This window comes from Burkholderia sp. BCC0398, assembly GCF_902833245.1.
Classification (GTDB): domain Bacteria; phylum Pseudomonadota; class Gammaproteobacteria; order Burkholderiales; family Burkholderiaceae; genus Burkholderia; species Burkholderia sola.
Genome location: NZ_CADFEM010000004.1, coordinates 325,101 through 339,197 on the forward strand (window position 1 = coordinate 325,101; position 14,097 = coordinate 339,197).

Consider the following 14,097-nt stretch of genomic DNA (forward strand, 5'->3'; position numbering starts at 1 on the left):
AAAACTCAAAACGCCCTCAAACATCCGGATCCGGAATCCGCGCCGACTGAATCACCACCAGCGTGTCGCCCGCCTCGATCCTGCACGGCGGATCCTCGTAAAACGAATAAATCTTCCCGCAGCGATCGAGCCCGATCACGATCGCGCCCGGCACGACGTTCGTCAGGCAGCCGATTTCATGCGGCAACGCCTCGCGCTCCAGCAGCGTCGCGCGCCCGCGCGTCGACAGCATGTCGTTGACGAACGGCACGATGTAGCGGCTATGGACCGCATCCGCCAGCAGCAGCGCGCCGATCTTCGTCGACGATACGATCACATCCGCGCCGGCCTGCCGCAGTTGCCGCTGGTACAGGTTCTCCTGGATCCGCACGACGATCTTCGTATCGGGCGCGATGCTGCGCACCGACAGCGTCAGCAGGATCGCGGTCGGATCGTCGGTCACCGAAATGATCACGGCCTTCGCCGCGCGCACCTGCGCCTGCTGCAGCAGATCCTCGTGCGCCGGATCGCCGAGCAATCCGGTCACGCCGAGCGACGTCGCCGCCTCGAGAGCTTGCTGCTGCGAATCGATCACGATCACCGTCGCCGGATCGACGCCGCTTTCCAGCAGCTCGCGCACCGCGATCGACCCCGACAGGCCATAACCGCACACGACGATGTGATCGGACAGTTGCTTCTGCAGGCGTTTCATGCGGAATTCCTCGATGACGCGCTGGATCACGAACTGATACGCCGTGCCCAGGAAAATGAACCAGATGCCGATGCGGATCGGCACGATGAAGAACGCATCGAGCAGGCGCGCCCGCGCCGTGACGGGCACGATATCGCCGTAGCCGACCGTCGCGACCGTGACCATCGTGAAGTACACGAGATCGGCGACCGTCATCGGCGTGCTCTTGGTCGAATCGCGCAGGCCGTCGCGATCGAGATACAGCACGAGGAACGCAAGCATGCACAACAGCACGACCGCGCCGAGACGGAACAGCAGCGTGCGCCGCGGCGACGTCGCGGGGCGTGTGAACAACGTGCGCGCACGCGGCGCCTGCCACGGATTGCGGGCGCGACGCAGGCGCATGCGCAACGAGCGGCGCTGATCGGATGGCGTGGCCAACGGGGAATCTCCTGAAGGATGCGGGCTCGATTCTACGACGGGAACGCATGCGCCCGGCCGTCACAGCATGCTGCGCGGCCGCACCATCGTCCCGTCGACGAAACGCCTTGCGCGAAACGCCGACAGGTCGAGCGACGGCGCGCCCGTGTCGATCCATTCGGCGAGCAGCCGGCCGACGATCGGCCCCATCGCGAAACCGTGCCCGCAGAACCCGGTCGCGATCGCGAGCCCCGATGGCGTGCCGGGTGCATCGATCACCGGGATGCCGTCGGGCAACACGTCGATCAGGCCGGCCCACGCCTCGACGATCTGCGCATCCTTCAGCGCGGGAAAGATCGCCTTGAGCTTCGCGAGCGCGTGCGGCGCATGCGTGCGATTCGGCTGCGGCTGAGGATCGCGCGGCTCGATCGGCCCGGTCGAGCCGTTGATGCGGGCGAGCACGTCGCGCCACGCGGACGCACCCAGTTGCAGCCGGAATTTGTCGCGCTGCGACCAGAATTGCGGCCAGAAGAGGCTCAATCCGCGCAAATGGCCGAGCGTCAGATCGACGTCGACCTGCATGTCGTCGGCGAGATTGATCGCGCCGCTCTTGCGCTGCCGGATGCCGAGGCCATGGCCCCACACCGTCGCCGCCGTCACCGGCGGGACCACGTTGGTGCGCATGCAGGTGCCGCGCACGGCCTGCTGCGGCAGCCGGATGCCGACGCCGTCGAGTAGCCGGAAACTGGTCGCGCCGGCCGCGCAGATCACGCGCCGCGTGCGGATCGTGCCGCGTTCGGTCGCGACGCCGACGACCGCACCGCCGGCCGTCTCGATCGCGGTCACGCCGCAGCCTTCGAAGAAACGCGCGCCGGCCTCGGTCGCGCGCGCCGCGAAGGCGGCGGCCACGCGACGCGGCTCGGCCTGCCCGTCGGTCGCCGTATACAAGCCGCCGAGGGTACGCGCGTGCGTCGACAGCCCATTCACGCGTTCGTCGATCTGCGCGCGCGTCAGCGTGCGCGTGTCGAGCCCGTGCTCGCGCGCCACGGCGAGCCACGCCTGGAACGACGCCCAGTCGTCTTCGTTGTCCGCCATGTAGAGGCAACCGCCCTGCCGCCATTCGAGATCGAAACCGAGCGCCTGCTCCAGGCGTTCCCAGATCCGCATGCCGGCCATCATCAGCGGCACTTCGGCGGATTCGCGTCCCTGCTGTCGCACGAAGCCCCACGCGCGCGTCGATTGCTGGCCGGCGATGCGCGACTTGTCGAGCACGACGGCTTTCAGGCCGCGCAGGCCGAGGTAGTAAGCAGCCGCGCAGCCCATGATGCCGGCGCCGGCGATCACGACGTCGGCTTCGGGCGGAAACGCCGTATCGGCGTGGCTCAATGCGTCGTGCAGCGGATAGGTGGTGGTCATTGTTTTCTGTCGAGTGTCAATGCATGGCCGGCAAAGCTTATCGCGGCAACGTCGTCGCATGAAGCGATAAATGGCGGGAAACCGTCATTCGGCCATCCCGTCGAGGCCCACCATCGCATTGACGCCGACGGCGGTCGCGCGGGTCTGCCGAAGCCACGGCGCCGGAGCCGCGCATTGCATTGACGGTTGCCGTCGCTTGCGCATCGATACCGGTAGCGATGAAAACGTCGACCGACACCGGCGCGCCCACACCCAACGCCGTTGCGGAAATTCCATTCGACGATGCGAAGCCGCGGAGCGCAACGCGAACGGCTGCTTCGAATGGGCTCGACGCTCGATGCAATCGTCCTCTCAAACATTCGGCGTTTTTTATTCAATCAGGACTGCCAATGCAACGGCAAACCATGCCCGCTCCATGTCGGGCATCTAGCCATGTCATGCGCGGTCGGCGCCGGTCAACAAGCAATTGCGGCAATCGCTTCCGGCTACCCGAGCAGCGGCCGATCCGGCGCGATCGACCGGCCCTGTTTTTTCGGCTTGACGACCCCGGACCGCCGCGAGATAAACTGTATATCCATACAGTATCATCGCAGTAAAAATGATCCTCCCCCCATTCGATCCCCCGAAGCTGAACGACCTTACCGAATGGTGGACGAAGTGCACCTACGCGGACGTACAGCGCCTGATCCTCGAAGTGCAGCACCTTCGCCTGACGCTGTGGGAGTTGAAAGCCCACGTCGCGGACGCATCGCGCCGCATCCGCGTGCTCGATCCGGACATGCTCGCGCATGGGTCCGCGCTCCGGCGGCTCGGCTACCTGCTCGACAAGGAGATCGAGCGTGCCAACCCGATCGGGCGCACGCGCGACGTGTATGCGCCGTTTTCGGACGAATGGCGTGCGCGCGCGTCGCTGCGCTGCGCGTTGCGCGGGCAGCCCGAGCCGGCCGAGGCAGGCACGCTGCCGAGCACGATTCCGGAATTTCAGCGCATCACCTGGGCCGAGCTTCGCGATCGCTGGCGCCACCTGAGCGACAAGCAATCGAATCGGCAGAACGTCGAACAACGGATGGTGCTCGAGATCGCGCGTCAGCGCTCCGTGATCCTTGCGCGGGCGCGCAAGCTGGTCGACGCGGCGATCGCCGAAGCCGCGGCGGATGGAAAACGGCTGTTCGCGCTGGATCAGCTCCAGCGGCTGCTGTCCGTCGAGCGGGAGGACGGCGAGCCGTTCATGTATATGCCGGCGTAGCGCGAACGCGCAATCCATCCGTATCGGCGCCACGGCGACATGGCAGCGCTGGATCAACCACACGGCCATTGAGGCGGGCGTCTCGATCTCCACGGGCGCCGCCGCCATGCAAGCGCCGTCAGTGCGAATAGCGCGCTTGGGTGCCTGCCGTGCGGTCGAACGGCTGCAGCCTCGCAAGCTGCTCGATCGACATCGCGACGACCTCGAGAACATGCCGCGCGATTTCGTCGGCGGCCATGCCGGCATTGACGTACCGCTCGATGCTCATCGTGCGGGGCGGATAGCTGCCGGTTTCGTCATCGACGATGTCGATCCTGGCGGTACGCCGCTCGGGCGACAGCACGATCTGGACAGTTTTGCCGTGAACGACGGTCTGCATGCACAAAGTGGACATTCGCAGTCTCCAATTGCGTTGCCTTCGGACGATCGATACCTCACAACAGGAGTCGTCAATCTACAAATTTCCGAACGCATTCGCAATATTCAGGCAGGAATGACGGCCGTTCGGGGCGTCGCACCGGTCAACCCGATGCCGTCTTTGCACGGGCACGGGCACGGGCATGCGCACGCGCCGCGCTACGCATAGCGACTCAGCCACTCTTCGGAGAATTGTCTCGCGTACGCGACCGCTTCGGCTTCGGTCTCGAACTCACCCAGCTTACGGAACGCAGCCTCACGGCTGAAACCCACCTTCGTGACCTCGACCTGCGCGGCGTATTTGCCGGCCTCCGTCACGCGCGGCTCGCAGTTCATTTCGTATCCGCGCATCAAGAATTTCTTCTGCATCGGTTCAACACTTTTTTGAGACGGCAAAAATCGTAGCACGCAGTTGCGCTGGCGCCCAAAAGTGTATCCACGTTGGTTTCACTAGAGGAAACAGTCAATCGCTCGTCCTGCAAAGGCGTCAGCGGCCGTCGCGCGATATCCTTCAAAAATGGGGCGAATACCTCGGTCCGGGCGAGGACGCGCCCCGCGTTGGTGCATGGCGCGGCGATTACCTGCCGCCTCGTGCGGAATCGCCTCCCGGCCGTAGAAATCCCGACGCGGAGCTGCCGAACGCACCTTTTCGCGCACGCGCCGCGGCAGGCCGAACGTAACTTCATGACACACCTTTCACACAAACGCACCTTTCACCACACTGAATGGCGACCATTTTGCGGTAAAGTTATCTTTTCCGTGCGTGGCCGGTCGGCTCGCCATTGGACGTCATGAAGACTGTCCGCCGAGACTGCCGCAAGGCGTCGTTCTGAACGTCACGATCCGTTCCCGTAGCATGACCACTGAAGCAATCACCACGGATTCCCTCGCGGTTGCCGAGCGCGTGCGCGAGCTGATGACCCGCAACGGCATCGGCAAGCGCCAGCAGACCACCGAGCTGTGCCGCATCCTCGATCTGAGTTTCTCGCAAGGCCACCGCAAACTGCGCGGCAGCAGCCCCTGGACGCTCGCGCAGATCAAGAAAGTCGCCGAAGCGTACGGCGAGCCCGCCGCCCAGCTGTTCGGCGCGCAAACGCTCGACCCCGGCATGGTCGGCGCCTATTCGCAGGAAGCCGTCCTGTATGCGGGCGTCGCAGAAATTCCGTGCACCGCCTGGATCGGCGCACCGCTCGAAGCCGGCGCGCGCCCCGAGTTCGTCGCGTACGAACAGAATGGCCGCTGGCGCGTGCTGCGCCATACCGGCGTGCTGTACCAGAACGCGTACGACGTGCACAAGATCGAGATCTACCCCCGCCGCGCGGAGAGCGACAAGCTCGTCGTCGCGGTGATCGATCCCGATCGCGTCAGCGCGACCGAGCTGTGCCGCTATCTCGAACGGCAAAGTTTCGCGACGGCCGCGTTCGACGGCCTCGCGGCGTTCGTCGACGCGCTGCAGGGCCAGGCCTTCGACGCGGTCCTGACCGAATGGCTGTTCGACGACGGCACGGCCGCCACCGCGATCAAGGCCGTGCGCACGTCCGACAACCCGGGCGCGCCGATTTTCGTGCTGACGGGCGACCTGCTCACCGGCCGCGCGAGCGAAGCCGACATCAGCGAAGTGATCCGCGCGTTCGACGTGGTGTGCTACGAAAAACCCGCGCGCATGGCGATCCTCAGCGCCGATCTCGCGAAGCGGCTCGCGCGCGGCTGACGTCCGCCGGGCCGGCCGCCCGTCGAAGGGCCAACGCACGCGCGGCGCCGCGGGCATGAACGGGTTCCTCAGTACAATAGCCGCACCCGTTCACGCCCACGCCGGCATCCGGCGCACGACTCCATGGCCCGCCTCATCCCCGACGACTGGAAAAGCCTCGCCGCGACCGGCGCGGCCGAACGCGAGCGCGAAACGCTCGCCGCGCTCGAACACGCGCTGCCCGACGGCTACACCGTGTATCACGGCGTCCACTGGACGCGCGCCGACCAGGCGTTCTCGGTGTTCGGCGAAGCCGCGTTCGTCGTCGTGAGCCCGGCCGGCCGCGTGCTGCTGATCGAACAGAAGGCCGGCTTCCTGCGCGAAACCCCGAAAGGGCTCGTGAAGGTCTACCTGCAGAAGGAGCGCAATGTCCCGATCCAGCTCGCGCGCACGCAGGAAACGCTGCATCGGCGCCTGACGGCCGCGCTCGGCGCGGGCGTCTACGGCGTCGAGGCGCTGCTGTACTGCCCCGACTACGCGATCCGCGACGCGTCGATCGCGGGCGTCGCGCCCGACCGCATCGTCGATGCGTCGCGCAAGGCGCAGCTGGCGCAGGTGATCCTGCAGATCCTGCCCGAGAACGACGAACCCTTTCCGAACGCGCCGAAGCTCCACCATTTCCTCGCGGACGAGCTCGCGCTCACGCCCGACACGAGCGCGCTCGTCGGGCAGGCCGGCACGCTCGTCACCCGGTTGTCGGGCGGGCTCGCCGCATGGGCACGCCAGCTCGACTTCACGCCGTTCCGGCTGCGCATCACGGGCACCGCCGGGTCGGGCAAGACACAGCTCGCGGTGCAGGTGATGCGCGACGCCGTCGCGGGCGGCCAGCGCGTGCTCTACGTCTGCTTCAACCGGCCGCTCGCCGACTACATCGCGCGCATCGCGCCGCCCGGCGCGAAGATCGCGAACTACCACCAGCTGTGCGACTGGGTCGCGCGCGACAGCGGCTATACGCCCGACTTCCAGGTACCCGGCGAATTCGAACGGCTCGAGGCGCGCTTCGCGCAAGCGCCGATTCCCGAACGCTGGCGCTTCGACGTGCTGATCGTCGACGAAGGGCAGGATTTCCATGCGCCGTGGGCGGCCGCGCTGGAGCGCCTGCTCGCGCCGAACGCCGCATGGTGGTGGCTGGAAGATCCGCTGCAGAACCTGTACATGCGCGAACCCGTCGCGCTGCCCGGCTGGGTCACGCTGAAGGCGCTCACGAATTACCGCAGCCCGCGCGACCTGCTCGACTTCGTGCGCGACGTCGTCGGCCGCGTCGAGCCGCTCGCGGCCGAACTGCGCTCGGGCAGCCCGTTCGACGGCTCCGATCCGTCGGTGTCGGCATACGGAGAAGACGGCGCGTCGGGCGACGCATTGGCGCAAGCCTGCATCGACGCGACCAAGCGCGCGATCACGCAGGCGCTGTCACTCGGCTTCCGCAAGCAGGACATCGCGGTGCTGTCGTACCGCGGCCGCGAAGGCTCGGTGCTCGCGCCGCTCGACCAGCTCGGCCCACACCGGATCAAGCGCTTCACCGGCAAGTACGACCTGTTCGGCAACCCTGAGTATCGCGAAGGCGACGTGCTGCTCGATTCGATCTACCGCTTCAAGGGCCAGTCGGCGCCGTGCGTGATCCTCACCGAAGTCGACTTCGACACGCTCGACGCGCGTGCCGCGCGCAAGCTGTTCGTCGGCGCGACGCGCGCGACGATGAAGCTGCTGATCGTCGCGTCGTCGCGCGCGGCCGCGCAACTCGCGGACGCCGCGGGTTGACGCGGCGGGCGGGCGAACGCCTGTCCGCTTCGGGGACACTCTTCGATATCGGGGCCGTTGACACAATCGGGCACATTTCTCGATGCTCCGGACCCTTGTCCACGCTCGTTTCGACCTGTTAAGGCCATCCTGACGGTTTGTCCGTTTGCAGCCGGCTTTTACGATGCCAGGCCATTCGTTGCAAACGGAATAGCCCATGGCCGACGTGAAAAAACTGCCGTACTACAAACCGACAAAGGGATTGTTCGGATCGGAGTTGAGGGAATACAAGGGTTCCCAAGGGTGCGTTCCGCTTGATACGCAAAGGAGCGTATCGATCGACCGGCTTGCACCGGGCGAAAAGCCGCCGCCACCGCCTCCGAAAGCGATTTCCGGGCCTTCGAATGCCCCGAAGCCTCCTGCGCCACCTCGACCGCCGCCGCAAACCGATCAGGCAAGAACCAAAGAACCGCCGACGCAGGCGGAGTCGGAAGTTTGCGAAAACCCGCCGCCTTTCGATCTCCAGGACGTGCCGATTGCGATGGACAATCTCGGCTGGAAGGTTTCAGCCAGGCTTGCGCGAATCTGGTTTGCGGGCGCGGCGCATACCTACAATGACGATCCAACGTCGGTCCAGCCGATGAATAACGATGACGTTACCCTTGATTGGGTGTTGAAATTCGGAAATGTCAGGGAAAAATACGAGAAACTTCTTGAGAGCGATATTTACAGCGATCGCTCCATACGCACAGCAACAGACATCACGAAGTCCTTTGTCAAAGAGCTATTTTTTGACAGAAATTCGACATTCAATTTCAACACCTCGTCGTTTATAGGAAATTTTCAAAAATTTCACAACAATTGGCAATTTCAACTATCTAAAATAGGTAATTTTGACACCCCGAAAAACCTTTCCCCGACGGATCTCACAGGGGCATTGGCCAATTTTAATATTTATGCGTCCATTGGAAACATCGAAATTTCCAGTGAAAAATACTTCAAATATGAAAAATCAAGCACCTTTTATTGCCTAAGCGCCACGGGGAAAATTACGCACATCTATGTTTACGTGAAAGACAACTACTCATTCAACGAAAAACAATATTTAGGCCACTGGAACAAACATGGAGTGATCATTGCGACAGGGTCGCTTCTCACCGGATCAGGATCGCCAAGGCGAGAATTCGACATTGATATTTGGTCAAAAAATATCAAGCCAGTCGACACCCGAAGAAGCATGTTCGGAAAATTCAAAAGGCCCGACGTTTACTTTCCGATCTACAACGCAGATTACAGTCGCTGGAGAGAGAGGCATCACAGAGGCCGAGACTTCATGATATATTCAAAGCCAGTCTATTTTAAGCTGAATAATCCGATCGACCTTAATCTTGGTGAAATATGCCGAATAGAGCCATCAGATACATTGGCCTAACCATTGCCATTTACATATGCGCAGGTTTGATCATTCATTTCAGTCGCCCCGCCTACGGACGATGCGATTTCTATGATCGCGCGGATACATTGGATGGCGGCAAAAAAAACATGAATGGCGTTTGGTATCGATTCAAGCTGTGTGGCACTGGCGGGAATGATCAGGACGCGACCGACGACAACATCGAACTAAGCGTGTTTAGTGAAAATGGCGAGCTTCTTGCGAGACGATATTTCTCCGTCAACTGGTATCACGGAGATAGCTCTCACCCGCCCCTGCGCTACGAGGGCAACCTGGTTCGCTATATCGACTTGACCGATGAATCGAATATAAAAAAACATCTGATGATCCCTCCCTCCAAGTGGGATTGGCTTCGCGCCAGATTGCCTTTGTTTTAAGGGTTACAACCTAAGTTTTTGATTTATAAGAAACAAAGCCCCGCTAGCGGGGCTTTGTTTCTAGACAGACTGCGCGCTCGGATCACCGACGAGAGCATCGACCAACCCGCGAAACAGGTCGCATCAGCCCACAGGTCCGCGGCAATTCACCTCGTCACGCTCAAGCCACCCGAAACGCCCCCACCGCGCGACGCAGCCCATCCGCCTGCTCCTCGAGCGATGCGGCCGCCGCGGCCGCCTGCTCGACGAGCGCCGCGTTCTGCTGCGACACCTGATCCATCTGCGACACCGCGCGGTTCACCTGCTCGATCCCGTCGCGCTGCTCGCTCGATGCGGCCGCGATCTCCGTCATGATGCCCGTCACGCGCCCGATCGCCTGCTGAATGTCCTGCATCGTCGCGCCGGCCGTACCGACGAGCCGCGAGCCGGTCGCGACACGCTCGACCGATTCGCCGATCAGCGTGCGGATTTCCTTCGCCGCGGACGCCGAACGTTGTGCCAGCGTGCGCACCTCGCCCGCGACCACCGCGAAGCCGCGCCCCTGCTCTCCCGCGCGCGCGGCCTCGACCGCCGCATTCAGCGCGAGGATGTTGGTCTGGAACGCGATGCCTTCGATCGTGCCAATGATGTCGGCGACCTTCTGCGAACTGCGGTCGATCTCGTTCATCGTGCCGATCACCTCGCCGACGACCGTCGCGCCGCGCGTCGCGATCTCGCTCGCGCTGTCCGCGCAGGCCTGCGCCTCGAGCGCGTGGTCCGCGTTCTGCTTCACGGTGGCCGTCAGCTGCTCCATGCTCGCGGCCGTCTCCTGCAGCGCCGACGCCTGCTCCTCGGTGCGCTGCGACAGGTCGGTGTTGCCGGCCGCGATCTGGTGCGTCGCCGTCGAGATCGCTTCGGAACCCTGGCTCACCTGACGCACCGTATCCGCGAGGCTGCGCTGCATGCCGGTCACGCCGTTGACCAGTTCGGCCATCTCGTCGCGCGACGACCAGTGCACTTCCGACGTGAGATCGCCGTCCGACAGCCGGCGGAAATGCGACAGCAGGCGATTCACCGGTTGCGTGATCGCGAAATGCAGGCCGATCGCGCAACCGAGGCACGCGGCAAGCCCAAATGCGATGCCCGCGATCGCGCCCATGCGCATCCAGCCGTAATAGGTTTGCGCGGTGTCGTACACGTCCTTGCCGCGCGCGGCCTGGTACGCATCGAGCGCGTCGGTCGCCTGCGTGAGCGCGACCGACAGCGGCGGCGCGACCGTCATCAGCAACCGGTCGGCTTCGTCGCGCCGCCCTTCGCGAATCGCATCGATCATCGGCTTCAGCGCCTGTCCGATCAGCGCCTGGCGCGCGGCATCGAGGCGACTCGCGAGCGGGCCTTCGTCGTCGCCGTGCGGCATCGCCGCGTAGTTGCGCCACGCCGTGTCGGCCTTCGACAAATAACCCTCGGCCTTCTTGACGAGCTCGGGCACCTCCGCCGCTTCCGGATGCAGCAGCGCGCGGTCGAGCGTGGTGCGCACGATCGTCAGGTTCAGGCTCGCCGCGGACAGCGCGGTCTTCGCGGCCAGTTGCCGCGTGTAAGCCTCGTCGAGGGCGCGGTTCGAGCTCTGCATGCCCGCGAGGCCGATCAGCCCCGACACGACGAGCAGCGCGGCGACGAGGCCGAGCGTGGAGAAAATCCGCGTACGGATCGAGAAACGGGAAAACAGGGCGTTCAGGTTCATGACGGCACGTGAGCGATGAAAAATGCCGCGGCAATCGGTCCGCGGCCCTCTGTATTACGGTTTGCCTGCAAAAAACTTGAGTCCGTCCCTGCATCGACGCTGACCGTGGTCAATTTTTCGGGCGGGCAACCTCCTGTTACGACTGCAACATATCGAGGCTGGGCAGAAATTGACTAGTCAATCATCCATGGCTATATTTCGATCCAATTCCCTGCCATGGCAGATATCTCGATGACAACGGACACTTTCCTCACCCGGCCGGCCGCCGACGCGGCCCGCCGCGACGCGCCGACCGGGCTGATCGTCGCCGCACTGCTGCTCGTCATGCTGCTGTCCGCGCTCGACCAGACGATCGTGTCGACCGCACTGCCGACGATCGTCGGCGAACTCGGCGGGCTCGACCAGTTGTCCTGGGTCGTCACCGCATACCTGCTGTCGTCCACCGTCGTGCTGCCGCTGTACGGCAAGCTCGGCGACCTGTACGGCCGCAAGATCGTGCTGCAGGCCGCGATCGTGCTGTTCCTCGCCGGCTCCGCGCTGTGCGGCGTCGCGCAGGACATGACGCAGCTGATCGTGCTGCGCGCGCTGCAGGGGCTCGGCGGCGGCGGCCTGATGGTCGTCACGATGGCCGCGATCGGCGATCTGGTTCCGCCCGATCGCCGGGCGCGCTACCAGGGGATGTTCGGCGGCGTCTACGGCCTCGCGACGATTGTCGGCCCGCTGCTCGGCGGCTTCCTGGTCGAGCATCTTTCATGGCGCTGGATCTTCACGATCAACCTGCCGCTCGGCCTGCTCGCGCTCGCGGTGATCGGCACCGCGTTCCGGCCGCACACCGCGCACGTGAAGCACCGGATCGACTATATGGGCGCCGCGTTCCTCGCGACCGCCCTCACCTGCGTGATCCTGTTCACGAGCGAAGGCGGCTCGCTGCTGCCGTGGACGTCGCCGCAGCTGTGGATGACGCTCGTGCTCGGCCTCGTCGCGATTGGCGGCTTCATTTATGAGGAACGCATCGCGGCCGAACCGATCATGCCGCTCGAGCTGTTCCGTCATCGCACCTTCGTGCTGGTCAGCCTGATCGGCTTCGTGGTCGGCATCGCGCTGTTCGGCTCGGTGACGTTCATCCCGCTCTACCTGCAGGTCGTGAAAGGCTCGACGCCGTCGCAGGCCGGCATGCAGCTGCTGCCGATGATGGGCGGGATGCTCGTCACGTCGATCGTCAGCGGGCGGCTGATCTCGCGGCTCGGCTCGTACCGGCCGTTTCCGATCGCGGGGACGCTGACCGGCGGCATCGCGATGGCGTTGCTGTCGACGCTGACGCTCGATACGCCGCTGCATACGATGTACGCGTACATGGCGCTGCTCGGGATCGGGCTCGGAATGGTGATGCCCGTGCTGACGCTCGCCGTGCAGAACACCGTCGAATTCCGGCATATGGGCGTGGCGACGTCGGGCGCGACGCTGTTCCGGTCGATCGGCGGCTCGCTCGGCGTCGCCGGGTTCGGTGCGCTGTTCTCGCACGGGCTGCAGTCGCGCATGATGCACGCGCTGCCGGCCGGCACCGAGCTGCCGCCCGCGCTCGGCCCGGCCGCCGTGCGCCAGTTGCCGGATGCCGTGCGCGACGCGTACCTGCACGCGTTCGCCGGTTCGCTGCACGTCGTGTATCTGGTGGCTGCGGCGATCATCGCGATCGCGTTCGTGTTCGCATGGTTCGTCGAGGATGCGCCGCTGCGCAAGCATCACTGAGCGGCCGGCGGAGCGCGACGCGCTCCATCCGCACCCGCCGTCACGCCAGCAGCACGACCCCGCCCGTCGTCGCGCGCGACTCCAGCAACCGGTGCGCATCGGCCGCCTGTTCGAGCGGCAGCCGCGCGCCGATCTCGACGTGCATCCCGCCCGCCAGCCGGTCGAGCGTCGCACGCGCGGCGTCCCGATACGCGCCGACGTCGCGCGCGATGAAACCGAGCACGCTCGGCCGCGCCAGCGCGATCGAACGGGCCGGCCCGAGTTCGTCGAGATCGAACGTCTGCCGCGCGCCGATCGCCGCCACCTGCCCGATGCTCGCGACCATCCCGAACGGCCGCACCGCCCCGAGCGTGCGGGTCAGCACGTCGCCGCCGATTCCGTCGATCGCGTAGTCGACGCCCGCACCGCCGCCGAACGCACGCGCGGCCGCGACGAAATCCTCCTCGCGATAATCGACCACCGCTTCGGCGCCGTGCATGCGCACGAGCGCGGCTTTCGCGGCCGATCCGACGGTACCGATCACGCGCGCGCCGAGCGCACGCGCCCACTGCGTCGCCAGCAGCCCGACGCCGCCGGCCGCCGCATGCACGAGCACCGTATCGCCGGCGCCGACCCGCCGGACGCGATGCAGCAGCATGTAGACGGTGATCCCCTTCAGCAGCCCGGCCGCGGCGGCTTCGTCGCTCAGCCCGCCGGGAATCGGCAGCACGCGCTCGGCCGGCATCGTGCGCAGGCTCGCATAGCTGCCGGTCGGCATGCCGGCATACGCGACGCGCTGACCGGGCACGAGCGCCGTCACGCCCGGCCCGACCGCGTCGATCACGCCGGCCGCCTCGACGCCGAGCGCGTCCGGCAGCGCGGGCAACGCGTGCGCACCCGTCCTGAAATAGATGTCGACGAAGTTCACGCCGATCGCGGTCTGGCGAATCCGCACTTCGCCGGCGCCGGGCGGCGCGACGGGCGCATCGACGCGGCGCAGCACGCCGGCGTCGCCGTAACGGTCGATCCCGATCCGGATGGCGTTGGCTGTTTGGATCATGACGTTCCTCGCTATCGAATGAAGTGACACAATCATCCCATCGTGCATAATCGAACGGAATTCACGTTGAACGCCCACTTACTGTGCAAAATTCGACCGATTACGA

Annotated in this window: 12 protein-coding genes; 6 read left to right on the forward strand and 6 right to left on the reverse strand. The window is 64.9% G+C overall.

All coding sequences use genetic code 11. From position 1 onward, the window contains the following. Positions 1–16 precede the first annotated feature (16 nt). A complete protein-coding gene (locus tag HWX76_RS10675; protein WP_176015788.1) occupies positions 17–1,111 on the reverse strand; it encodes a potassium channel protein in 1,095 nt (364 codons plus the stop codon). A 60-nt stretch (positions 1,112–1,171) separates the two neighbouring features. Next, complete coding sequence (locus tag HWX76_RS10680) at positions 1,172–2,506, reverse strand: FAD-binding oxidoreductase (protein WP_050011880.1); 1,335 nt, start codon at positions 2,504–2,506, stop codon at positions 1,172–1,174. A 598-nt stretch (positions 2,507–3,104) separates the two neighbouring features. Between HWX76_RS10680 and HWX76_RS10685 the strand changes: the two genes are divergently transcribed. Then, positions 3,105–3,752: a hypothetical protein gene (locus HWX76_RS10685; RefSeq protein ID WP_050011881.1), complete on the forward strand. Its 648-nt coding sequence runs from the start codon at positions 3,105–3,107 to the stop codon at positions 3,750–3,752. 118 nt (positions 3,753–3,870) lie between these two features. Here HWX76_RS10685 and HWX76_RS10690 read toward each other — a convergent pair whose 3' ends face one another. After that, the gene (locus tag HWX76_RS10690) at positions 3,871–4,146 is read right to left on the reverse strand and encodes a hypothetical protein (protein WP_050011882.1); all 276 of its coding nucleotides are present in this window, start codon (positions 4,144–4,146) and stop codon (positions 3,871–3,873) included. Positions 4,147–4,328: 182 nt separating this feature from the next. Next, complete coding sequence (locus HWX76_RS10695; RefSeq protein WP_027780901.1) at positions 4,329–4,538, reverse strand: hypothetical protein; 210 nt, start codon at positions 4,536–4,538, stop codon at positions 4,329–4,331. A 487-nt stretch (positions 4,539–5,025) separates the two neighbouring features. Here HWX76_RS10695 and HWX76_RS10700 point away from each other — a divergent pair, with 487 nt between their 5' ends. From HWX76_RS10700 to HWX76_RS10715, 4 genes are all read left to right on the forward strand, one after another. Further along, positions 5,026–5,880: a helix-turn-helix domain-containing protein gene (locus HWX76_RS10700; protein ID WP_050011883.1), complete on the forward strand. Its 855-nt coding sequence runs from the start codon at positions 5,026–5,028 to the stop codon at positions 5,878–5,880. A 123-nt stretch (positions 5,881–6,003) separates the two neighbouring features. Further along, entirely contained in the window at positions 6,004–7,677 is a 1,674-nt protein-coding gene (locus tag HWX76_RS10705) for an ATP-binding domain-containing protein (RefSeq protein ID WP_050011884.1), read from the forward strand. Positions 7,678–7,873: 196 nt separating this feature from the next. Continuing rightward, complete coding sequence (locus HWX76_RS10710; RefSeq protein ID WP_176015789.1) at positions 7,874–9,088, forward strand: DUF6402 family protein; 1,215 nt, start codon at positions 7,874–7,876, stop codon at positions 9,086–9,088. A gap of 26 nt (positions 9,089–9,114) precedes the next feature. Beyond that, positions 9,115–9,486: a hypothetical protein gene (locus tag HWX76_RS10715; RefSeq protein WP_239468978.1), complete on the forward strand. Its 372-nt coding sequence runs from the start codon at positions 9,115–9,117 to the stop codon at positions 9,484–9,486. A 160-nt stretch (positions 9,487–9,646) separates the two neighbouring features. Here HWX76_RS10715 and HWX76_RS10720 read toward each other — a convergent pair whose 3' ends face one another. Then, positions 9,647–11,206, reverse strand: coding sequence for a methyl-accepting chemotaxis protein (locus HWX76_RS10720; protein WP_089489478.1), 1,560 nt, complete (start codon positions 11,204–11,206; stop codon positions 9,647–9,649). A 231-nt stretch (positions 11,207–11,437) separates the two neighbouring features. Between HWX76_RS10720 and HWX76_RS10725 the strand changes: the two genes are divergently transcribed. Then, the gene (locus HWX76_RS10725; RefSeq protein WP_089489762.1) at positions 11,438–12,952 is read left to right on the forward strand and encodes an MDR family MFS transporter; all 1,515 of its coding nucleotides are present in this window, start codon (positions 11,438–11,440) and stop codon (positions 12,950–12,952) included. A 40-nt stretch (positions 12,953–12,992) separates the two neighbouring features. On the opposite strand, the gene HWX76_RS10730 is transcribed toward HWX76_RS10725, so the two are convergent. After that, positions 12,993–13,991: a quinone oxidoreductase gene (locus HWX76_RS10730; protein WP_050011886.1), complete on the reverse strand. Its 999-nt coding sequence runs from the start codon at positions 13,989–13,991 to the stop codon at positions 12,993–12,995. Positions 13,992–14,097: the final 106 nt, after the last annotated feature.